Source organism: Streptomyces spongiae (assembly GCF_009377185.1).
GTDB classification, from domain to species: Bacteria; Actinomycetota; Actinomycetes; order Streptomycetales; family Streptomycetaceae; genus Streptomyces; species Streptomyces spongiae.
In genome coordinates this window covers 19,423-41,177 of the sequence record NZ_VJZC01000019.1, presented here as the reverse complement: position 1 = coordinate 41,177, position 21,755 = coordinate 19,423, and the positions used below count along the sequence as shown (strand labels likewise).

At 72.2% G+C, this 21,755-nt stretch carries 16 protein-coding genes; 6 read left to right on the top strand and 10 right to left on the bottom strand.

Annotation, left to right across the window (positions count from 1 at the left end):
- Window positions 1-50: 50 nt before the first annotated feature.
- The gene (locus tag FNH08_RS05275; RefSeq protein WP_322723743.1) at window positions 51-4,532 is read right to left on the bottom strand and encodes an HAD-IC family P-type ATPase; all 4,482 of its coding nucleotides are present in this window, start codon (window positions 4,530-4,532) and stop codon (window positions 51-53) included.
- A gap of 165 nt (window positions 4,533-4,697) precedes the next feature.
- The gene (locus FNH08_RS05270; protein ID WP_152770057.1) at window positions 4,698-5,315 is read right to left on the bottom strand and encodes a TOPRIM nucleotidyl transferase/hydrolase domain-containing protein; all 618 of its coding nucleotides are present in this window, start codon (window positions 5,313-5,315) and stop codon (window positions 4,698-4,700) included.
- 184 nt (window positions 5,316-5,499) lie between these two features.
- Here FNH08_RS05270 and FNH08_RS50605 point away from each other — a divergent pair, with 184 nt between their 5' ends.
- Window positions 5,500-6,051: a hypothetical protein gene (locus tag FNH08_RS50605; RefSeq protein ID WP_194238385.1), complete on the top strand. Its 552-nt coding sequence runs from the start codon at window positions 5,500-5,502 to the stop codon at window positions 6,049-6,051.
- 44 nt (window positions 6,052-6,095) lie between these two features.
- Here the strand turns inward: FNH08_RS50605 and FNH08_RS05260 are convergent, their stop codons facing one another.
- From FNH08_RS05260 to FNH08_RS05250, 3 genes are all read right to left on the bottom strand, one after another.
- The gene (locus FNH08_RS05260) at window positions 6,096-7,226 is read right to left on the bottom strand and encodes an acyltransferase family protein (RefSeq protein ID WP_407704335.1); all 1,131 of its coding nucleotides are present in this window, start codon (window positions 7,224-7,226) and stop codon (window positions 6,096-6,098) included.
- Between the two features lie 205 nt (window positions 7,227-7,431).
- Window positions 7,432-8,454, bottom strand: a complete 1,023-nt coding sequence (locus FNH08_RS05255) for a hemolysin family protein (protein WP_152770056.1) — start codon at window positions 8,452-8,454, stop codon at window positions 7,432-7,434.
- On the bottom strand, window positions 8,451-9,788 hold the full coding sequence (locus tag FNH08_RS05250) for a hemolysin family protein (protein ID WP_322723740.1): 1,338 nt from the start codon (window positions 9,786-9,788) through the stop codon (window positions 8,451-8,453). The genes FNH08_RS05255 and FNH08_RS05250 overlap by 4 nt, the downstream gene beginning before the upstream one ends.
- A gap of 362 nt (window positions 9,789-10,150) precedes the next feature.
- On the opposite strand from FNH08_RS05250, the gene FNH08_RS05245 reads away from it, so the two are divergent.
- Together FNH08_RS05245 and FNH08_RS05240 are read left to right on the top strand one after the other, a co-directional pair.
- Window positions 10,151-11,143, top strand: a complete 993-nt coding sequence (locus FNH08_RS05245) for a sporulation protein (RefSeq protein WP_152770055.1) — start codon at window positions 10,151-10,153, stop codon at window positions 11,141-11,143.
- Between the two features lie 90 nt (window positions 11,144-11,233).
- On the top strand, window positions 11,234-11,431 hold the full coding sequence (locus tag FNH08_RS05240; protein ID WP_152770054.1) for a twin-arginine translocase TatA/TatE family subunit: 198 nt from the start codon (window positions 11,234-11,236) through the stop codon (window positions 11,429-11,431).
- 25 nt (window positions 11,432-11,456) lie between these two features.
- Here FNH08_RS05240 and FNH08_RS05235 read toward each other — a convergent pair whose 3' ends face one another.
- The 4 genes from FNH08_RS05235 to FNH08_RS05220 all read right to left on the bottom strand — a co-directional run bounded on the left by FNH08_RS05235 (window position 11,457) and on the right by FNH08_RS05220 (window position 17,343).
- On the bottom strand, window positions 11,457-12,272 hold the full coding sequence (locus FNH08_RS05235) for a nucleotidyltransferase domain-containing protein (RefSeq protein ID WP_322723737.1): 816 nt from the start codon (window positions 12,270-12,272) through the stop codon (window positions 11,457-11,459).
- Between the two features lie 83 nt (window positions 12,273-12,355).
- Window positions 12,356-12,754, bottom strand: a complete 399-nt coding sequence (locus FNH08_RS05230) for a nuclear transport factor 2 family protein (protein WP_152770052.1) — start codon at window positions 12,752-12,754, stop codon at window positions 12,356-12,358.
- Between the two features lie 73 nt (window positions 12,755-12,827).
- A complete protein-coding gene (locus tag FNH08_RS05225) occupies window positions 12,828-15,644 on the bottom strand; it encodes an FAD-binding and (Fe-S)-binding domain-containing protein (protein ID WP_322723735.1) in 2,817 nt (938 codons plus the stop codon).
- On the bottom strand, window positions 15,631-17,343 hold the full coding sequence (locus FNH08_RS05220; protein ID WP_322723733.1) for an IlvD/Edd family dehydratase: 1,713 nt from the start codon (window positions 17,341-17,343) through the stop codon (window positions 15,631-15,633). The genes FNH08_RS05225 and FNH08_RS05220 overlap by 14 nt, the downstream gene beginning before the upstream one ends.
- 50 nt (window positions 17,344-17,393) lie before the next feature.
- On the opposite strand from FNH08_RS05220, the gene FNH08_RS05215 reads away from it, so the two are divergent.
- From FNH08_RS05215 to FNH08_RS05205, 3 genes are read left to right on the top strand one after another with little or no spacing between them, the layout of a single operon-like run.
- A complete protein-coding gene (locus FNH08_RS05215) occupies window positions 17,394-18,218 on the top strand; it encodes an IclR family transcriptional regulator (RefSeq protein ID WP_152770051.1) in 825 nt (274 codons plus the stop codon).
- Between the two features lie 44 nt (window positions 18,219-18,262).
- Window positions 18,263-19,123, top strand: a complete 861-nt coding sequence (locus FNH08_RS05210; RefSeq protein WP_322723731.1) for a fumarylacetoacetate hydrolase family protein — start codon at window positions 18,263-18,265, stop codon at window positions 19,121-19,123.
- 10 nt (window positions 19,124-19,133) lie between these two features.
- Window positions 19,134-20,153 (top strand): zinc-dependent alcohol dehydrogenase, encoded by a 1,020-nt coding sequence (locus FNH08_RS05205; protein ID WP_152770050.1) that lies wholly within the window; start codon window positions 19,134-19,136, stop codon window positions 20,151-20,153.
- Here the strand turns inward: FNH08_RS05205 and FNH08_RS05200 are convergent.
- The gene (locus tag FNH08_RS05200; RefSeq protein WP_152770049.1) at window positions 20,147-21,436 is read right to left on the bottom strand and encodes an MFS transporter; all 1,290 of its coding nucleotides are present in this window, start codon (window positions 21,434-21,436) and stop codon (window positions 20,147-20,149) included. The two genes, FNH08_RS05205 and FNH08_RS05200, sit on opposite strands and share 7 nt — an antisense overlap.
- Window positions 21,437-21,755 lie beyond the last annotated feature (319 nt).

Here is a 21,755-nt window from a genome sequence, read left to right as displayed (position 1 = left end):
GGCCTCCGGGCTTCGTGCGGCCGGTGTTCGGATGGCCGCAGGGTTAACTGTCAGTGACGTCGGGGTGTGATGCGCTCCAGCGCGGCCGGCAGCAGGACGGAAGCCGCTGCCGCTGTGAGGCCGATGGTCCAGCCCGCGGGGCCGAGGGGCCGGCTGCCGAAGAAGTGGCTGAGTCCGGGGACCGCCACCACGAGGACGAGCGCCACCAGGGACCCCACGGCGGCGAGGGCGACCACGGGGTCGCGGCCCGCGTCCGTGAGTGTCTGCAGGAGCTGCGAGGCCACGAGGGCGACAAGGGCGACCGTGCCGGCCCGGGCCCGCGTGCCGGTCATCCGGGCGGCGATCCACGCGCTGCCCGCCGCAGCCGTGGTGAGGGTGGCGCGCAGACGGAGGTGCCGGGTGAGGGCCGCACCCAGGGATGCCTCGGGTCCTTCCGCGAGCAGCTTCTCGGAGCTGCCCGCCGGGGGCCGGGCGGCGATGGCCATGGCAGGGAGCATGTCGGTGAGGACGTTGACGAGGAGCAGCTGGCGGGCGTTCAGCGCGCTGCGTCCGGTGAACACCGTGGTCGCCAGAACGAAGGCGATCTCCCCCAGGTTGCCGCCGAGAAGGATGCCCAGCGCCTTGCGGACGGAGGCCCACATGGCCCGGCCCTCCACGATGGCGTCGACGATGGTCTCGATGCGGTCGTCGGTGACCACGACGTCGGCGGCGGTACGTGCCGCGGGGGTCGCCCGGGAGCCGATGGCGATGCCGACGTCGGAGATCCTGATGGCCGGGGCGTCGTTGGCCCCGTCTCCGGTGACGGCGACGACCCGCCCGGCCGCGCGCAGCGCCGTGACGATCCGGACCTTGTGTGCGGGGGTGACTCTGGCGAAGACCGAGATCCCGGGCAGCGTCGTGGCGAGCTCGGCGTCGTCCAGGGCGTCCAGTTCGGGTCCGGTCATCATGCTCAGTTCCTCGTCCGGCTGCAGTTCGCCGGCGATCGCGGCAGCGGTGCTGGGGTGGTCTCCGGTGAGCATGACGATCCGTACTCCGGCCGCCGACAGCCGCCTGACGCTCTCGGCCGCGGTGGGCCGTACGGGGTCCGCGAGGCCGAGCAGGCCCAGCAGGCACAGGCCGTCGACGTCGGCGTCGTCGAGGGAGCCGGGGGCCTCGGTGCCGGGATCGGGCAGGGTGCGTTCGGCGACCACGAGGACCCGCAGGGCCTGCCGGGCGTGCCGCTCGATCTCCCGGTCGGTCCTCTCCCGCAGCCGTGCGTCGAACGGCATGGTGGTGTCGTTCTGCCGTACGCGGTCGCAGCGGGCCAGGACGACCTCCGGTGCGCCCTTGACGACCAGCAGCACCTTGCCTCGCGCGTTCGGGGGCTCCTTCGCGCCGGTCCTGCCCAGCACGGCGTGGTACCCGCGCGCCGGCTCGAACGGCAGCTCGGCCAGCCGTTGCCAGCCGTCCGGCGCTACGAGGTCCGGGGTGGCGGCGGCCTGTTCCGCCCCGTTCGCGATGGCGCGGTCCGTGGGGTGGGTGAGCGCCGAGGCCGGGCCGTCGGGAGCCGCGAGGGCCGCCGCGGCGACGACCCGGCGCAGCCGCGGTGTGAGTGCGTCGAGCGGGCGCCGTTCACCGCCGTCGGAGATCTGCTGGAGGCTGATCCGTCCCTCGGTGAGGGTGCCGGTCTTGTCGAAGCACAGCACGTCGGTGCGGCCGAGCGCCTCGATGGTCGGGGCGCTGCGCACGAGGGTGCTGCGGGTCGACAGCCGTCGGGCGGCGGCGAGTTCCGCGACGGTCGCGATGAAGGGCAGCCCTTCGGGCACTGCGGCGACGCAGAGGCTGACCGCGGACCCCAGGGCGACGCCCAGGGGCTGCCGTCGGGCCAGGCCGACGACGAACAGGACGACGCCGGCCGCGATGGACAGAGGCAGGAACCAGTGGCCGAGGGCGTTCAGGCGCCGTTCCACGCCGCTGGCCGGGAGGCCGTCCGACGGTGCCGTCTCCGCGGCGCTGCCGGCCTCGGTGGCGGCTCCGGTGGCGACGACCGCGGCGAGCGCGCTGCCCGCCGCCACCGTCGTGCCCTGGTACAGCATGGAGTGGCGGTCCGCGACCGCCTGCGCGGCCGTCGGCGCGGGTTCCTTCAGGACGAGCTGCGACTCTCCGGTGAGGCTCGACTCGTCGACCTCCAGGCCCGTGGCCTCCACCACGCGGCAGTCGGCCGGGACCGCGTCACCGGCCCGCAACTCGATCATGTCGCCGCGCACCAGGCGGTCGGCGGCCGTTTCCGTGGCTCCGGTCCGGTCCGCCCTGCGCAGCCGTACCCGGGCGGACGTCGCTGCCACGAGCCGCTCCGCCGCACGGTCGGCGCCGAGCCGCTGGGCGCCGCCGACGAACGCGTCGACCCCGAGTACGCCGCCGATGAGCACCGCGTCCAGGACGGAACCGAGCGCCGCGGAGATACCGCCGCCGATCGCCAGGATCGGGGTGAGCGGGTTGGCCAGTTCCTCCGCCACCCTGCCGATCAGGGTGACGGGAGCGGTCCGTCGTTCGAGTCCGTCGAACCGGTGGCGCCGCGCGGCTTCGACGTCTTCGAGTCCCTTGGACGACGTCCCGAGCCGGGCCATGACCTGACGGACCGTCATGGCGTGCCAGGGAGTCCGCTCCACGGCGACGGGGGCCGGGCGGCTTCCCAGTGTCCACCCCTCCCAGGTGCCCATCCCGATCGCGGCGATGGTCACGGCGTCGGTCACCAGACGGGCGCGCGCCCAGGCCTGGGGCCTGGGAACGGCCAGAGCCAGTGCGGTACCCACGAAGGCCCCGACCGCCTCCATGCGCACACACCGCCCGGTCAGCCGCAGGGCCTGCGGTACGGCGGTCAGCAGCAGATGCGCCACGCCGGGCGGACCTGCGACGTCGGCGTCCCAGGGCACGCGGCGGGCGCCGGTGGTCACCCCGATGCCCAGGTCGGCACGGACGAGGGCGCGGCCGGCCCGGGAGGCGACGACGGCGACACCGTGGCCCTCCGCCTGGAGGGAGCGGACCAGTGCGGACGTACGTGTTCCGCCTACGGGGACGGCCTCGTCCAGCTCGAACCGGCGGTGCAGCCCGGGCGGGCCACCCGCGAGCACCACTCGCCCGCATCCTCGCGCCGCCTCCACCAAATGCTCGGCGAGCGGGTGCAGTTGAGGCACCAGGCCGACGACGGCGACGGGTTCGCCGCCATGGAGCACGAGCAGGGCTCTGCCTCCCCGCTCGGCCCAATCCGCGACCACGGCGGCCGTCTCCCCCGGCAACGCTGCTTCCGCCGCGTGGCCGTCGGCGAGCGGGCGGAGTGCCCAGCCCGCGCGTTCCTGTGGCTGTGACGGGTCGGCGCCGTCGCTCAACTCATGGATCCTGGCGTGGATTTCATCGATGTCCGGGGCCGCGTCCGCGTCCGCGGTCGGGTGCGTGTCGGAGGATGTGCCGGCCGCCGCCAGAGGCACCACGGTGCCGACCGTCCAGGTACCGGTGGCCAACAGGCGGGCGTCGAGGACGACCGTGTCGATGCGGTCGAGGCGGCGCAGGGCCGCCGGCCGGAGCACGAGGGCTCCTCTGCCGGAGGCGGCCTGTCCCACCGCGCAGGCGAAGGCCTCGCGGCCGAGCCAGGAACCTCTCGGTGTCCCCCCGATCATCATGGCCAGGGCACGGTCGTGGCTGCTTGTGAGCGCCGCCAGGAGCCCGTACCCCGCGAGCCCCGAGGGAATGGCCGCGTGGGCGTACCGCTCCGCCGGTCCCGGCCGCAGCGGGGCCGGCCGCTCGAAGGCCGGCGCCGCGTCGTGGCGGTACGCTCCCTCCCGTTCGGCGAGCCGGAGTGCCCAGTCCTGCCAGGACCGGCGCCCGGCCCTGGCCTCCGTGTACCGGACACGGGACATGAAGGCGGTCACGAGGGGGCCGAGCGGCCGGAACGTCAGCGTGGTGGCCAGCAGGTTCGCCATCGCCCAGCCGGTCTGGGCGGCGGCCTCGCCGAGTCGCCGGTCGGCGGCGCCGCGCAGCCACGGCGTGGCCTCCGCGACCTGGATGAGCGCCGGCAGGACCGGCGGCAGACCAGGGATTCTGGCGGCTCGGCCCACCGCCGCCACGCTGACGGCGGCAAGGCTCACCCCCAGCTGGGCCGCCGCACCGAGTTGCGCCTCGGGGCCGCCGGGGAAGCCCACGGCGCGCGGCGCCCGTCCGGTGCCCGCACCGACGCCGCCCCGGCTCTCCTCGCCGGCCGCCTCGCCGGCGGCCACCGCGGCCTCGGCGTCCGCGACGAGACGGACCACGTGCTCCAGATCGGTTTCGGCGGGTTCGCAGCCGACGTACACACAGCCGAGGGTCCCGTTCACTTCGGCCCGGGCCACCCCCGGCACACCCGTCAGCCGCGTCTCCAGATCACGGGCGGCCCCTGTCACCCCCGGTCGCCCCAGGTGGTGGACCTCGATCTGCATCCCACCGGGGACCTGCCAGGTCCGCCGCGTTCGCGGTGCCAGCAGGCGTCCGAGCTCCGACAACGCCACGGGCACTGCGCTCACCGCCTCCGCGGCGGTGCGCACGGTCCTGGAAAGCAGTGCCCCTATCACATGGCCTCCGCCATGGTTTCGAGGTGGTGCGCGGTGGCGCCTCCCGGAACGAACCGGGCAAAGGCGCCTCATCCGAGTATGGCCATACCTTTACGGTGCTGTCCTGTCCGCCGTACGTCACAGGCTCGTGAGGAGGTCGTCGAGCGGGGGCGGTACCTCTTCGGGGGCGAGAGCCTCGACGAGGAGGCGGCCGTAGCGGATCTTGCGGCCCTTCTTCGTGCCGAGGAAGCGCCGCAACTGCTGCTGGCGGGGCCGTCCGTGGTGTGCGGGCTGGTGCAGGAAGGTCTGCCAGGCACGCAGGTCCCCCTCGGCCCGGACGATTTCCTCGACCCTTGCCGTGCCCAACGCTCGGATGAGCTCGTCCTCCAGGTCCGTCACGCACACGAAGAAGCCCCGGTGCGGCGCCCGTGCCCGCTCCAGGCCGCGGTCGTAGAAGCGCTGCTCGTCCTCGTCGCACAATCCTGCCAGGCGCAGGCCGAGGCCGGGCGGCCCGAGGAGACCGGCGTAGCGGCCGACGTTCATCGCCCCGCCCATCGGCACGACGCCCACACCCTCGGCGGCCAGGTCGCGGCCGTGCCGGGCGGCCAGCGCCTCAACGGCCGCGAGGTCACTCAGCCCTTCCAGTAACACCGCCGTCCGCAGCCCCAGTCGCACCGCCAGATCATTCGCCGGCTCACGGGGACCGCCGGCCGCCCAACCACTCACCGCGTCCCGGAACGCCCGCATCTCCGCCATGGAGCGAGTCTGCACGTCCAGCGCATGCGGGGCACCGGATTATTCGACGGCCCGCTCGGCATGCGGCCGGAGGAGTCCGTCGATCTGACGGACGGGGCTGGTGCTCCTCTGATAGACGTGCGGCCAGAGAAACGATTCTGGTCGCACGGAGAGTTGTGTCGGCATCAGAAAACGGGGGGATCTTGTGGAGCGTGCTGGTGCGGTATTCCTGACCGTCTTCGGCCTGGTGTGGTGGCTGATGGGCGCGAGCGCCGTCGGTTCGCCGTTATGGCCGGTGGCTGCCCTCGTCGGCTGTGCCATCGCCGCGGGGGTGTGGCGGGCGGGGCGCAGACCGGGGAAGTCCCGTTCCGAACCCCCTCCTCCGGCCGTGCGCCGTCGCTTCGCCTGGATCAACGCCCTTCAGTGGCTCGCCATCGTGCTCGTCGCCATGGGCGCGAGAGCCGGTGGTGTGCCCGAACTGATCCCCGGCCTCGTCTCCGTCATCGTCGGAACTCACTTCCTGCCGCTGGCCGCGCTCTTCCGGCAACCGCGGTTCCATCTGACCGGGGCCTTGCTCATCGCGGCGGGCGCGGCGGGCTGCGCCATCGGGCTCACCGGCGGTCCGGTGAGCACCGTCCAGTTGACCGTGGGCCTCGCGGCGGCGCTGATCCTTTGGGGCACCGCTTCCCTCGGCCGACCGAAGGAGACCGACGACGCACCTCACTCGTCAGGGACCGAGCACACCAGCACGCCATGAGCCGCGGGCCGGCCCGGTTCCTCGCCTCGACCGCGCCGGCCCGGTCACCGGGAGCGTGCCAGGTCGGTGGCGTCCCGTTTGAAGGCCCATTTCATCCTGGGCTCCATCGCGAACCGGAAGACGCGCTGCACGGGCGGGGTGCACAGCACGGTGATCACGGTGACGGCGACGAGGGTGACGGCGATCTCGCCCAGCGGCTGGTGGATCCAGTCGTGGTCGTACCAGTTCCAGAAGCGGGAGCCCTTGGCGAGGAAGCCGTGCAGCAGGTAGCCGTACAGCGTGCCCGCCCCCAGCGCCGTGAACCACATCGTGCGCCGGGGCACCCAGGCGAAGAAACACGCCACCAGGACCACCGAGCAGCCGAACAGGGCCAGGGTCATCACCGCGCCGGTCCAGCCGGGGGCGGCGAGTTCCTGGGCGCTGTCGCGGCGGTAGAACCAGGCCGCGTTCATCTGCGGCGCCACCCAGTACGCGACCGCCAGCGCCCCGGCGAAGACCGGGACGGAGAGGAGGCGCACCTCCCGGCGCCGTACCAGCTGGAAGTGCTCCGGCTTCAGGCACAGCCCGAGCACGAAGAAGGGCAGGAACTGCAGGACACGCTGCAGGTCGAGATCGTCACCGATGTCCGGCGAGACGGAGGCCAGGGCCGCGATGGCGAGGGCCAGCGGCAGTGGCCGGCGGACGGCCTTCCACAGCGGTGTGCTCAGCCGCCAGATGAACAGCGCGCCCAGGAACCAGGTCAGGTACCAGGGATCCAGCAGGCTGATCGGGTGGCCGGGGTCGTCGTCGGCCCACCTCTTGAACAGCGAGTACGCGACCTCGAAGATCACGTACGGGACGGCGATGCCGGTGACCAGACGCCGGATCCGGCCCGGGCTCGCGTCGAAACTCCGCGAGAAGTAACCCGAGATGACGATGAACGCCGGCATGTGGAAGGTGTAGACGGCGATGTACAGGGCGGCCGCGGCCCGGCTGTCACCGCGCAGCGGCTCCCAGGCGTGCCCCATGGCCACGAAGACGATCGCCAGGTACTTCGCGTTGTCGAAGAAGGCGTCCCGCCGCTTGTCCACCGGCCCCGCCCCTGGCGCCGGGACGGCGGCCTCCCCCGCCGGGGGCCGCGGGTGGTGCGACGGGGTCCGGGCCGACGGGTCGGACGCCTGGTTCACCGAGCGCACGCTGTCACTCACAGGACCTCCCGAGTGAACCCAGAACCACGATGTGGCGTCTTACCTCGAATGGGGACGGTGTGCCGGCGCAGAACATCCTCAGCACCCTAGCCATACACACTGGTCACAGCACAACCCCGCAGGGTACGCGCCCGTGCGTCCCGCGCGTCCGGGCCGTCCCGCCCCGCCGGAGCGCGCGGGACGGCCGAGGTGCTCACGTGGTGGCGGGTGCCGGGCCGACGAGTTCGGTCAGGACGTCCTCCATCGTGACGAAGCCGATGACCGCCCCGGTCTGGCCGGTGACCGCGGCGAGGTGGCTGCCGTCGGCGCGCAGAGCGGTCAGGGTGTCGTCCAGCGGGGTATCGATGCGGACGCGGATGACCGGGTGGAACGCGCCGCGCGGGAAGGGCTTGTCGCGTTCGGTGACGCCGAGGGTGTCCTTGATGTGCAGGTAGCCCATGAGGGTCGCGTCGGGGCCGGTGACAGGGAAGCGGGAGTAGCCCGCCTCGGCCGCTGTCCGTTCCAGTTCGGCCGGGGTGACCTCGTGCCCGACGGTGCGCATCCTGTGGGTGGGGACGAGGATCTCACCGACCGGGCGCGTGCCCAGTTCCAGCGCGTCGCGCAGCCGTTCGCCGTCGGCGGGCGACAACAGGCCGGCCTCGCTGGAGTCGACGACCATGCGCGCGAGCTGGTCGTCGGTGAAGACCGCCTCGACCTCGTCCTTCGGCTCCACCCTGAGCAGCCTCAGCAACGCGTTGGCGAAGGCGTTGATACCGAAGACGAACGGCCTGAGGGCCTGGGTGAGGGCGACCAGGGGCGGGCCGAGCAGCAGCGCGGTGGGTACGGGAGCGGCCAGCGCGATGTTCTTCGGGATCATCTCGCCGATCAGCATGTGCAGATACGTCGCCACGGTGAGCGCGATGACGAACGCGATCGGGTGGACCAGGGCGTCCGGGATACGGGCCGCCTCGAAGGCGGGCTCCAGCAGGTGCGCGATGGCCGGTTCGGCGACCGCCCCGAGCACCAGCGAGGAGACGGTGATGCCGAGTTGCGCGGTGGCCATGACCGCCGAGAGGTGCTCCAGGCCCCACAGGGTCATCCGGGCCCGCTTGTCGCCCTCCTTCGCGCGCGGCTCGACCTGGCTGCGCCGCACGGAGATCAGGGCGAACTCACCGCCCACGAAGAACGCGTTGGTCAGCAGGGTCAGGGCACCGATGGCAAGTTGCAGAACCGTCATCGGGCCACCTCCGGCCGCTCCTGGCTCGGCAGGGACGCGGGTTCGGTGATCCGGACGCGGTCGGCGCGGCGGTGGTCGACGTCGAGGACCTCCAGCCGCCAGCCGTCGACATCGAGTACGTCGCCCTTGGCCGGAATGCGCGCCAGACGGGTGGCGATCAGGCCGGCCACGGTCTCGTAAGGACCTTCCGGCGCCATCAGCCCTATCCCGGTGAGCCGGTCGATACGGACGGAGCCGTCGGCCTCCCACGCCGCGCGCCCCTCCCCCGTCCTCGGGGCGGGCAACAGGTCGGGGGCCTCGACGGGGTCGTGCTCGTCACGTACCTCGCCGACGACCTCCTCGACGATGTCCTCGACCGTGGCGACACCTGCCGTGCCGCCGTACTCGTCGATGACGACGGCCATGGTGCGCATCGCCCGCAGCCGTTCCAGCAGCCGGTCCGCGGTCAGGCTGTCCGGGACCAGGAGCGGCTCCGTGGCCAGCTCGGTCACGGGCGTGAGCTGCCGCTTCTCCGGCTCCAGGGCGAGCACGTCGCGGATGTGGACGGTGCCGACGACCTCGTCGAGGCTGTCGCGGTAGACGGGGAAGCGGGACAGGCCGGTGGCGTACGTCAGGTTCGCCGCGTCGGCCGCCGTCGCATGGGCCTCCAGTGCCCGGACGTCGACCCGCGGGGTCATCACGTTCTCGGCGGTGAGCTCGCTCAGGTGCAGGGTGCGCACGAACAGCTCGGCGGAGTCGGCTTCCAGCGCGCCCTCGGCGGCCGAGTGCCGGGCCAGCGCGACGAGTTCCTCGGGGTCGCGGGCGGAGGCCAGTTCCTCGGCGGGTTCCAGGCCGAAGCGGCGCAGGCAGCGGTTCGCCGTGTTGTTGAGATGCCGGATGAACGGCCCGAACGCGGCGGTGAAGCCGCGCTGCGGGGCCGCGACCACCTTGGCGACGGCCAGCGGCCGGGAGATCGCCCAGTTCTTCGGTACCAGCTCACCGACCACCATCAGCACGACGGTGGAGACGGCCACGCCCAGCACGGTCGCCACCGACGAGGCGGCACCGCCCAGGCCGACCGCCTCCAGCGGGCCGCGCAACAGCGCCGCGAGCGACGGCTCGGCGAGCATGCCGATCACCAACGAGGTGACGGTGATGCCGAGCTGAGCGCCGGACAGCTGGAACGTCAGACGGCGTACGGCCTTCAGCGCGCCCTCGGCACCGCGCTCACCGGCCTCGGCGGCGCGCTCCAGCTCACCGCGTTCGACGGTGGTCAGGGAGAACTCGGCGGCGACGAACACGGCGCAGGCCAGGGTGAGGAGGAGGGCCGCCAGGAGCAGCAGGACCTCGGTCACCGAGCCACCCCCGATCCCTCACAGACGGGCGACACAGGCGGTGGGCCGGGGATGGCTGTGCTGGTACTGGGAGGCTCATCCATGGTGGGACCGTGGCTCCTTCGTGGTTCGGCGGGTCGGGTGGACCCGTGGTGGCGGGGAGAGCGATGACGCCCTCCCTCATGGTAAAGGGAGAGTAAAGCACCCCGGTCGAGGCCGTGACAGCCAAAAGGTTGCGGCAGTTTTCGGACTTTCCCGGACGGAGAGCCGAGACTGCCCCTCCGGCGGGCTCATCACCCCTATGCTTCTACTCGCTTGTAGAGAACGGCCGGGTGGTCCCGGTTGTTCCCCGGACAGACGCACGTAAAGGAGTGGACGCCGCAATGGTGTTCAAACGACTGCTCGGCTCGCTCGGCGTGGGCGGCCCCACGGTCGACACGGTCCTCGACCCGGGCGCGGCCCGACCGGGCGGCAGCCTGACCGGCCAGGTCCACCTCAAGGGCGGTGGCTCCGACTTCGACATCGAGCACGTCACGCTGGAGCTGGTGGCACGGGTCGAGGCCGAGCAGGCCGAAGGCGAGAGCGAGGGCACCGTCGCCTTCGGCCGGTTCACCGTCGGAGGCGGTTTCCGGCTCGCGGCGGGCGAGCAGCGCGATGTGCCGTTCAGCGTGACGCTGCCCTGGGAGACCCCGATCACCGAGTTGCACGGCCAGCCGCTGGGCATCGTCCTCGGCGTGCGCACCGAGCTGGCGGTGGCCGGCGCGAAGGACAAGGGCGACCTCGACCAGCTGACGGTCGCTCCGCTGCCCGCCCAGGAGGCGATCCTGGAGGCTCTCGGCCGGCTCGACTTCGGCTTCAGGTCTGCCGACCTGGAGTACGGCCGCATCGGCGGCACCGGTCAGCAACTGCCCTTCTACCAGGAGATCGAGCTCACCCCGGCGCCCTCGTACGCGCACCAGGTCAACGAGATCGAGTTGACCTTCCTCGCATCACCGGGCGGCATGGAGGTCGTCCTGGAGGCCGACAAGCGCGGCGGCCTCTTCTCCTCCGGCCACGACGCGCTCACCCGCTTCACCGTCTCCCACGACGGGGCCGAGCACCAGGACTGGAACACCCTGGTCGACGGCTGGATCCGCCGGCTCGTCGAGCACCGCGCGGCGTACGGCCCCCAGGCCGCGTACGGACATGAGGGCCACCACGGCCACGCGCACGACGAGCACCACCACGACGGCCACCGCTCCGGCCCCGGCATGGGTACAGCCGTCGCGGCCGGTGCGGCCGGACTCGCGGTCGGTGTCGTCGGCGGCATGGTCGCGGCCGAAGTCGTCGACGAGGTCGGGGACTTCTTCGAAGACGAGGAAGAGGAAGAGGGCTGACGCTCGCCCGGCCGGCGTGGCCCCGGCCAGGAACCCTCCCGGAACTCACATGACCCCGCCCGCCCGGGCCCACCACAGGACAGGATCCGCATGTTCGGACTGAGCGAACTCGCCGTCATCCTCATCGTCGTCATAGCGGTCCTCGCCGCCAAGAAGCTCCCCGACCTCGCCCGCTCCGCCGGCAAGTCGGCCCGCGTCTTCAAAACCGAGGCCCGCGCCATGAAGAACGAGGAGATCGAACCCTCCGGCCGCGCGACCGGCACAGCGGGCGGCGGCAACCGGCCGTAGGACGACGACGGCACCGTGGATCCCCTCAGGGTGCGAGCTGTCCGCACACCTCGGCGGTCAGTGCGTCAGCGGCATCGAGCGCGGCGCGGAGTCCGTCCGGTGCGGTGCCGAGGGCGGCGAACAAGGCGTGGGCCCGCTCGGTGAAGTCCGCGGGCGCGGCCGGGAGTTCTCCCGCGACCTGAACCGCGCCCTTTTCGTTCAGCACCCAGCAACCGGCGTGAGCATGCAGTGCCTGCACCAGGAGCCCCACCGCGCGGAAGAGGCAGCCGGCGACATAGAAGGTGTCGCCGCGCACCGCACCCTTGCGGGCGTTGGCCAGGATGAACGGAGCCTCCCACCGCGCGTTGGCGATCAGTGCCTCGCGCAACGGCTCCGGATAGCGGCGGGTCTCCTGCTGCAAGGCATGCAGCTCACCCCCGGGGTCGGTGAGAACGCGCCCGAGGGCCAGCTCACCGGCGTACGCGTGGGAGTACACCCCCAGAGGGTGGCCGGCCTGAAGGCCCACCTCGAAGTGACCCTTCAGGCACTGTTGCCAGATCCGGTGCACCCGGTCCAGATCGCGGTAGATCCAGTCGACGCGGTGACCGTCAACGGTCAGCCACGCCCCGCCGTCCACCCAGGGCCCCCAGCCGCCCGGCTCGGTCACCTCGACCGGCTCGCCGGTCAGCTCGGACGCGAGGAGGCGCAGGGCAGCCGTGTCCAGCGGTGGGCGGTAGTACAGGCCCAGGTCGTAGTCGGAGTCAGGGTGATGTCGTCCCCGCGCCCGGCTCCCGCCCAGACACACCCCGACGACGCCGCTGACCTCGGTCAGCCTGTCCGCGATCTCCGTCAACCGATCCACGGCCCGGAGTCTGCCGAACCACCTCACCTTCGGCGAGCGGATTTCCGAGCGCCTTCGGCATTCCGCCTGCATGGCCACGGTGGTCAGGGCTGGTCGTACCAGGAGACTGCCGTGATGCGCCAGCCCTCCGCGGTACGGACGAACTGGATGCTCTTGGTCCCGCTGCCCTCGAACGGCTCACCGTCCAAGGTCCCGGACTTGCGGTACGCGGAGAAGCGCGACGCGATGTCGCCGGCGATCTCGGTCCGTTCGGAGGTCTCCCACTCGGAGAACTCCACGAGCCGGCCGTCCCTCAGCAGTCGCCGGCGAGGTTCGATGAACTCGTCCACGGTGTAGACCGTGAACTCCGGGCCGGTCTTGACCATCACGCCCTCGGGAAGAACCAGCCTTCGAATGCGTGCCACATCGGCAGTCCTGCCGCCCCGGTTGTCGAAGGCCCCGAAGAACTCGGCCGTCACCAAGTCAATCTCGATCTTGGACATCGCGCGACCGTACCATGCCCCAACAGCCCTGGCACCAAGGCCAGTTGCCGCCGCGTCCCACAGCGGCACCCCCTCAGTGCCGGGTCACCTCGTCGAGGAGTTCGAGCAGGTGCCGGTAGGGGTGACCGGTGGCGCGGGTCATGCCGAGTTCGCAGGTGCGGTTGACCGATGCGTAGGCCGTCGCGTTCACGGCTCGAAGAGCTCGCGACTCCGCGGCGGTGGCGGCGGCCGTCAACTCCGGGTGAAGCAGCCCGCGGTCACCCGCGAAGGCACAGCAGCTCCAGTCCTCCGGCTGTACGACGTCCTCGGCGATCGCCGCGGCCACGCGCAGGACCGCGGGGTTGAGGCCGAGTTGGGTGGAGGCACAGGTGGGGTGCACGACGAGGGAGGGGATGCGGCGGGCCGCGGGGAGCCCCGGCAGGACCGTCGAGTCGACGAACGCCACCGCGTCCACCACCCGGATGTCCTCCTCGTCAAGCATGCGCGCCAGGCCCTCGGTGCACGACGCCGCGTCGACCACGACCGGCAACGTCCCGTCCTCGGTCGCCGAGCGCAGGACGGGCGCGACCCGCTCGCGCATGACCGCGTGGCCGGCGGTGAGCCCCTTGGACTTCCATGGTGTGCCGCAGCACAGGGCGGCGATCTCCTCCGGCACCCGAACCTCGACTCCGGCCCGTTCGCACAGGGCGAGGAAGGCGTCGCGGACTCCGGGGCCCGCCTCCGGTTCGGCGGGCCCGAACATCGTCGACACGCAGGCGGGGAAGTAGACCGCCCGCGGGGTCCGGGCGGCGCGCGGCTCTCTTCTCGTCCCGCCGCGAGGAAGCTCCGGGGACCAGGCGGGGACCACGTCCGGGCCGAGCAGTCTCCGCCCGGTGGCGGTGGCGGCGGAGGGCAGGGCGTCGGGGGTGGCGCGGGCGAGGGTGAGTGCTCCGGACGCCGCTCTGGTGAAGCCGTCCCAGTGTCGGGCGGCCGAGGCCCACGCCCTCTGTTCGGTCCGGCCTCGTCGTCCGGCGCGCAGACGTCGGGTGAGGTCGCCGGTGTCGATGAGGACAGGACAGGCCGTTCGGCACATGCCGTCGACCGCGCAGGTGTCGACGGCGTCGTACTGGTACTCACGCTCCAGCCGGTCGAGCAGACCCGCGTCACCGGCTGTCCGGGCGCGGGCGATCTCCCGGCGCAGCACGATCCGTCGGCGTGGGGTGGTGGTCAGGTCCTGGCTGGGGCAGACCGGTTCGCAGTAGCCGCACTCCACACACCGGTCCACCTCTTCCTCGACGGTCGGGGTGGATTTGAGATGGCGGATGTGGACGGTGGGGTCGTCGCTGAGCAGGACCCCGGGGTTGAGGAGTCCGTGCGGGTCGAGGAGGTGTTTGACCTCGCGCATGACGTCGTGCAGCTCGTCGCCGTACTGGCGGCGGACGTACGGCGCCATGATGCGCCCGGTGCCGTGCTCGGCCTTGAGGGTGCCACCGTGGCCGAGGACGAGGTCGACCATGTCCTCGGTGAACGCCAGGTAGCGCTCGACCAGTTGAGGGTCGTCGAAGTCCTCGTTGAGCAGGAAGTGGACGTTGCCGTCCTTGGCGTGGCCGAAGATGACGCTGCCGGTGTAGCCGTGGCGGTCGAACAGCTCGGTGAGGTCAGTGCAGGTGCGCAGCAGCCGGTCGACGGGGACGGCGATGTCCTCCAGCAGGGCGGTCGTGCCGGAGGGGCGCGCCCCGGCCACGGCTGCGTAGAGGCCCTTGCGGATGTGCCAGAGGGCGGCGCGGGTGCTCGGCTCGGAGCTCAGCGCGCCGTGGGCGGTCAGCGGAAGGGCGCCGAGGACGGGAGCCGCCTGGGTGATACGCGCCTGGAGCGCCTCGGCGGTCGGCTCCTGGTGTTCGACGAGCAGCGCCGTGTGGTCACGGACCTCCAGTTCACGCAGCACCCTGGTGGCCTCGGGATCGCGCTGGGCGACCCGCAGGCTGGTCGCGTCGAGGAGTTCCACGGTCGCGAACCCGGCGGCCACGAGCTCGGGCAGGGCGCCGGTCGCCGCCGCGAGGTCCGGGAAGAGGAGCAGTCCGGTGGCCGCGTGCGGGTGCGCCGGGACGGTGCGGAAGGTCGCCTCGGCGACGAAGGCGAGGGTGCCTTCGCTGCCGATGACCAGGTGGGTGAGGATGTCGGCCGGGCGCGTGTGGTCGACGAAGGAGTTCACGCCGTAGCCCATGGTGTTCTTGATGGCGTACAGACGGCGGATCGTCTCCAGCGACGCGGAGTTGCCGCGTACACGGTCGCGCAGGCGGACGAGTCCCTCGTGGACGCGTGGTTCGAGCGTGCGCAGGCGCTCGTCGGCGTCCGCGGCGCTGGTGTCGAGGACCGTGCCGCTCGGCAGCACGAGGACGGCTGACTCCAGCGTGCGGTAGGTGTTGAGTTCGGTGCCGCAGGCCATGCCGCTGGAGTTGTTGGCGACGACACCGCCGATCGTGCAGGCGCTCTCGCTGGCCGGGTCGGGGCCGAGCTTGCGGCCGTACCGGGCCAGACGGGTGTTCACCGCCCGTACGGTGGCGCCCGGTTGGACGCGTACCCGGGCGCCGTCGTCGAGGACTTCGATGCCCCGGAAGTCGCGGCGGGTGTCGACCAGGATCCCGTCGTTGGTCGCCTGGCCGGAGAGGCTGGTGCCGCCGGAGCGGAACGTCAGGGACAGCCCGTGGGCGGCACTCGTGCGCAACAGCTCGGCCACCTGGGCCGCGTCCTTCGGGGTGACCACGGCCTCGGGCACCAGCAGGTAGTGCGAGGCGTCATGGGCGAAGGAGAGCCGGTCGGAGGCGCGGGCGGCGACCAGGCCCGGTGCCGCCGCCTCCAGCCGCGCGAGCAGCGTGGCGTCGGCGGCGAGGAGATCGTCAGTGCGACTCACGGCTCACCTCGGAGCCGCTGGAGCCGACGAGGAAGTCCAGGTCGGCGCCGGTGTCGGCCTGTAGGACGTGGTCGACGTAGAGCCGCTCCCAGCCTCGGCGGGGCGCGGCGAAGCCGTCGACCGTGGCCTGATCGGGCTTGCGGGCGGCGAGTTCGTCGGCGGGTACGTCGACGTCGATACGGCGGGCTTGGACGTCGAGGACGATGACGTCCCCCGTTCGCACCAGCGCGAGGGGACCGCCCGCCGCGGCCTCCGGAGCCACGTGCAGGACGACGGTGCCGTACGCCGTGCCGCTCATCCGGCCGTCGCAGACACGGACCATGTCGCGCACGCCCTGTTCCAGGAGCTTCTTCGGCAGCGGCATGTTGGAGACCTCGGGCATACCCGGATATCCCTTGGGGCCGCAGCCGCGCAGGACGAGGACGGAGTCGGCGTCGACGTCCAGGTCCGGGTCGTCGACGCGGGCGTGGAAGTCCTCGATCGAGTCGAAGACGACGGCCCGGCCACGGTGTTGGAGAAGGTGCGGCGAGGCGGCGGCCGGTTTGACGAGCGCGCCGTCGGGGGCGAGGTTGCCGCGCAGGACGGCGATCCCGCCCTCGGCGACCAGCGGCTCGGCGCGGGTGCGGATGACCTCGCCGTCCCAGATCGGGGCGTCGTCGAGCGAGTCGACCAACGGCCTGCCGGTGACGGTCAGCGCGTCGGGGTCGAGCAGGTCGCGTACCTCGCGCAGGACGGCGAGCAGACCTCCGGCGCGGTGGAAGTCCTCCATGAGGAAGCGGCCGGCCGGCTGGAGGTCCACCAGGACCGGCACGTGGGAGCCGATGCGGTCGAAGTCGTCGAGCGACAGGTCGATGCCCAACCGGCCCGCGATCGCCAGGAGGTGGACGACCGCGTTGGTCGAACCGCCGATCGCGGCCAGCGCGACGATCGCGTTGTGGAAGGACGCCTTGGTCAGGAACGTCGCCGGTCGCCGGTCGGCGGCGATCATGTCCACCGCGAGCCGGCCGGTGTGGTGCGCGGCTTCCAGGAGACGGCTGTCGGGGGCGGGCGTGCCGGCCACGCCGGGGAGCACCGTGCCCAGCGCCTCGGCCACCAGCGCCATCGTCGAGGCCGTACCCATGGTGTTGCAGTGGCCGCGGCTGCGGATCATCGCCGACTCGGAGCGCGTGAACTGCTCCTGGGTGAGCGTGCCCGCGCGTACCTCCTCCGACAGCTGCCACACGCCGGTGCCGCAGCCCAGCAGGCCGCCGCGGAAGGTGCCGTTGAGCATCGGGCCGCCGGGGACCACGACCGCGGGCAGGTCCACGGACGCGGCGGCCATGAGCAGCGACGGGATCGTCTTGTCGCAGCCGCCTAGCAGGACGACGCCGTCGATGGGGTTGGCCCGCAGCATCTCCTCCGTGGCCATCGCGGCCATGTTCCGCCAGAGCATGGCCGTGGGGCGCACGTTCGTCTCGCCGAGCGACACCACGGGCAGGTCCAGCGGGATACCGCCCGCCTCGTACACGCCGTTGCGCACCGAGGCCGCGACCTCGTTCAGATGCGCGTTGCAAGGGGTCAGGTCCGAGGCCGTGTTGGCGATGGCGATCTGCGGCCGGCCGGTGAAGGCGTCGCCCGGCACGCCCCGCCGCATCCACGCCCGGTGGATGTAGGCGTTGCGGTCCTGACCCGCGTACCACTGTGCGCTGCGGAGCGTCACCTTTGAGCCCCTTCCAATAGTCGGTACGGCGGTCTACTGTTCGGAACGTCATGAAGCGTACGCAGACCTCCGACGGATCGACAGACCCCGGCGAGGACGGCGCGCCAGGAGCCGGCGGCAGCCGTCTCGTGGGCTCGGACCGGGTGCTCGCCGTTCTCAAGGAGCTCGCCCGGTATCCCGACGGTGCGGGCCTGGAGGAGCTGACCCGTGCGATCGGCAGCCCCAAGCCGACCGTCCACCGGGCGCTCGGTGCGCTGCGCCGGGCCGGCCTGGCCGACCAGGACGCCCGCGGCCGCTACGGGCTCGGCGACGAGTTCCTGCGGATGGCGTTCGCCCACCACGAGGCCCGCCCCGACCACGTCCGGATTCGTCCGGTACTGGAGGCGCTGGCCCATCGCTTCGGCGAGACGGTGCACTACGCCGTGCTCGACGGCCGCGAGGTCGTCTACCGCGCCAAGGTCGACCCTCCCACCGGTGCCGTCCGGCTGACGTCGACGATCGGCGGCCGCAACCCCGCCCACACCACCGCCGTCGGCAAGCTGCTGCTCACCCGGCGGCTGGGCTCCCTGGAGGAGGTCGAGGCGTGGATCGGCGGCTCCCTCCTGGAGCGCCGCACGCCACGGACCCTGTGCGGGGCCGCGGACCTGCACAGGGAACTGTCCGCCACCCGCGCACGGGGCTACGGCGTCGACGACCAGGAGAACGAGACCGGCGTCAACTGCCTCGCCCTGCCCGCGTACCTGACCTCGCCGACGACCCCTTCCGGAGCCGTGAGCATCAGCGCACTGGCCTACCGGACGCCCCTCGCGGCCCTGGTCGACGCGCTCGACGAGATCCGCGCCCTGCTCGGCCCTCTCGGCGAGCCACCTTCCTGAAACCCCTGTCACTCCCCCATCGACCCGACCCTGGAGTCAGACCCGTGTACCTCATGCGTATCGGCGCCCGCAGCGCCGAGAAGCCCGTGGCCCGCATCGACGACGAGACGTACGTCGACCTCTCCGACGTCGTCACGGACTTCGACGAGGCGTTCTTCGGATCGGGCGGCCTCGACCGCGTCCGCCCCGTCGTGACCGAGCGGGCGCAGGCGGGTCAGGTGTCCCGCTTCGCGGGGGAACGTGTCGGCGCCCCCATCGCGCGCCCGCACCAGATCCTCTGCATCGGGCTCAACTACCGCGACCACGCCGCCGAGAGCGGCATGCCCGTCCCCGACGAGCCGATCCTGTTCACCAAGTCGCCCAACACCCTCGTCGGCCCCCACGACGACGTGCGCATCCCCCGCGGCTCCACGAAGACCGACTGGGAGGTGGAACTCGGCATCGTGATCGGCCGCCGCACCAGCTACCTGGACTCGGTGGAGGAGGCGCGCGACGCCATCGCCGGCTACGTCGTCGTCAACGACGTCAGCGAGCGCTCCTTCCAACTGGAACGGGGCGGGCAGTGGGCCAAGGGCAAGTCCGCCGAGACCTTCAACCCCGCCGGTCCCTGGCTGGCCACGACCGACGAGATCGACGACGTCCTCGCCCTGGACATGTGGCTGGACGTCAACGGGGTGCGCCGACAGACCGGCAGCACCAAGACGATGGTCTTCGACCCGTACTTCATCGTCCACTACCTGAGCCAGTTCCTCGTTCTCGAACCCGGCGACCTGATCAACACCGGCACCCCGCCCGGTGTCGGCATGGGCCTCACCCCGCCCGTGTACCTCCAGCCGGGAGACGTGATGGAACTGGGCATCAAGCACCTCGGCACGCAGCGCCAGCACGTGCTCGGGCCCCGGTGAGCAGCCCTCCATGCGCGCGTTCGTGCTGACCGCCCCCGGCGCGTACGAGGTTCAGGACCTCCCTGCGCCGGTCGCCGGCCCCGGCGAGGTCGTCGTGGACGTCGAGCGGGTCGGTGTGTGCGGCACCGACGTGGAGTTCTTCACGGGCACGATGGCCTACCTCCACCAGGGACACTCCGCCTACCCGATGCGGCCGGGCCACGAGTGGGCGGGCCGCGTGGCGGCGGTCGGCGACGGTGTCGACCCCGGCTGGCTCGGCCGCCGCGTCATGGGCGACACGATGCTCGGCTGCGGCACCTGCCGCCGCTGCCTGCGCGGCCACCAGCACGTGTGCCGGAAGCGGCAGGAGGTCGGCATCCGCGGCGCCCGGGCCGGGGCTCTCGCGGAGCAACTCGCCGTACCGGCCTCCTCGTTGCACGCCCTGCCGGACTCCGTCGATGCCGTGCTCGGCGCGCTCGTGGAGCCGGGCGGCAACGCCCTGCGCGCCGTGCGGGCCGCCGCACCGCAGCCCGGGGACCGCGTGCTGGTCCTGGGCCCGGGAACCATCGGGCTGCTCGTCGCGATGTTCCTCCGCGCCGCCGGTGCGGAGGTCCACCTCATGGGCGTGACCGAAAGCTCCCTCGCCTTCGCCCGCGGTCTCGGATTCGAGCACGTGTGGGCGGAGGACGCCGTGCCGGACCTGCCGTTCGACGCTGTCGTCGACGCCTCGAACGCCGCCCATCTACCCGGCCTCGCCCTGGAGTTGGTCGAACCCGCCGGCCGCCTCGTGTACATCGGACTGGCCGGCGAACCGAGCAGGATCGACACGCGCAGTCTCGCCCTCAAGGACGTGACGGCCGTGGGTGTCCTGTCCGCCTCCCCGGGTCTCGACGCCACCATTCGCGCGTACGCCGCCGGATCGGTCGACCCGAGGCCGCTCGTCGCGGCCACGGTGGGTCTCGACGAGGTGGGCCCAGTGCTCGCCGGGGAGCGCCCGGCCGGCGCCGGTCCCGGCCCCAAGATCCATGTGGACCCTCGGCCCGGTCACTGAGGCGCGGACGTCCGTCGCTGCCGGTCGGCCTCCCGCGTGTCCGGTTCGCGCGGCCCTCGTCCGTGCCGCCGCCTTTCCACGGCCACGGCGACGAGGCCGGCGGCCAGTGAGGCGAGACCTCCCACCCAGAGCCCCGAGCGCGCACCCGCCTCTTCGGCGAGCGCGCCGACGAACAGGGCACCGAGGGGCGTGGAGCCCTGGAGGATCAGCGTGTACAGGGCCATGACGCGACCGCGGTACTGCGGATCGGTGCCGAGTTGGACCCGGTGGTTGATCGCCTGGGCGAACCAGACGGTCGCGAAGCCGGTGGGCACGAGGAGGACCACCGCCGCGGTGAACGTGGGCGCGCACCCCGCCGCGGCCTCCAGCGCCCCGAAGGCGAGTGCGGCCACCAGGACCGTACGGGCCGAGGGGCGCCCACGGCGTGCCGTGGTGGCGAACGCGGCGCAGAGCGAGCCGACGGCGAGCGCGACCGTCAGCAGCCCGAAGGCCCCCGCGCCTGCGTGGAACTCGGTCTTCGCGATCAGGGGCAGCGTCAGCTGGAAGTTGAACCCGAACGTTCCGATGATCACCAGGAGGGCCAACGGCATGACCAGGTCCCGACGGGTCGACACGTAGCGCAGCCCGTCGACCACCCGAGTGCGTTCCGGCGTCCTCTCGGCACGGTGGAGCTCCTCCGGCCGTATGCGTGCCAGCGCCGCCACGGTCGCCAGATAGCTCACCGCGTTGAGCAGCATCACCACACCGGTGTCGAACACGCTGAGGAGGAGTCCCGCGAGTGCCGGCCCGACGATCCGGGCCGTGTTGAAGTACGCGGCGCTCAGAGCGGACGCGTTCGGCAGGAGTTCCGCGCCGACCATCTCGCTCACGAAGGAGATGCGTGTCGGCGCCTCGACGGCGTTGACCATGCCGAGCCCCAGCGCGCACAGGCACACATGCCACAGCTGCGCCCGGCCCGCCAGGATCAGCGCGCCGAGCAGGAGCGCCAGCAGGGCCGAGCCGAGGTTCGCGGCGGCCAGCAGGCGACGTTTGTCGAAGCGGTCCGCGAGCCGCCCGCCGTGCAGGGTCAGCAGGAGCACCGGCGTGAACTGCAGCGCTGTGACGAGCCCCAGCGCGCTGCCGGAGTCCCCGGTCAGGGACAGGACGAGCCAGTCCTGGGCCACCACCATCATCCAGGTACCGGAGGCGGACACCACCTGTCCCACCGTGAAGAGCCTGAAGTTCCGCACCCGCAGGGACAGGAAGGCGGTGGCGAGGGCGCGTCGGGTGAAGTCGGATCGCATCTCACGTCTCGTATGGCGAGGCCCAGCCGAGGCTGACATTGTGTCCGCCGTAAGGAACCCGTCGACGAGGACACGCGGTGCGGCTAGGGCCCTTCTGATGGATCTCCGTGGAGGAAGGAGCGGCGTCCGGTGCGTGCGCTGGGGGTCCCCCCGGCCGAAGGCTGGGGGAGTGCGGTGTGAAGGGTCATGTGGCGGAGCCACCTGTCCCTTCGCGCCGTGCGGCGAGGGTGCGTGCCGGGCGTCGTGACGCCGCGGAGATCCATCAGAAGGGCCCTAGGGTGCGCGGCCGCTGATTCACCTGGATGAGGAGCGTCACCCC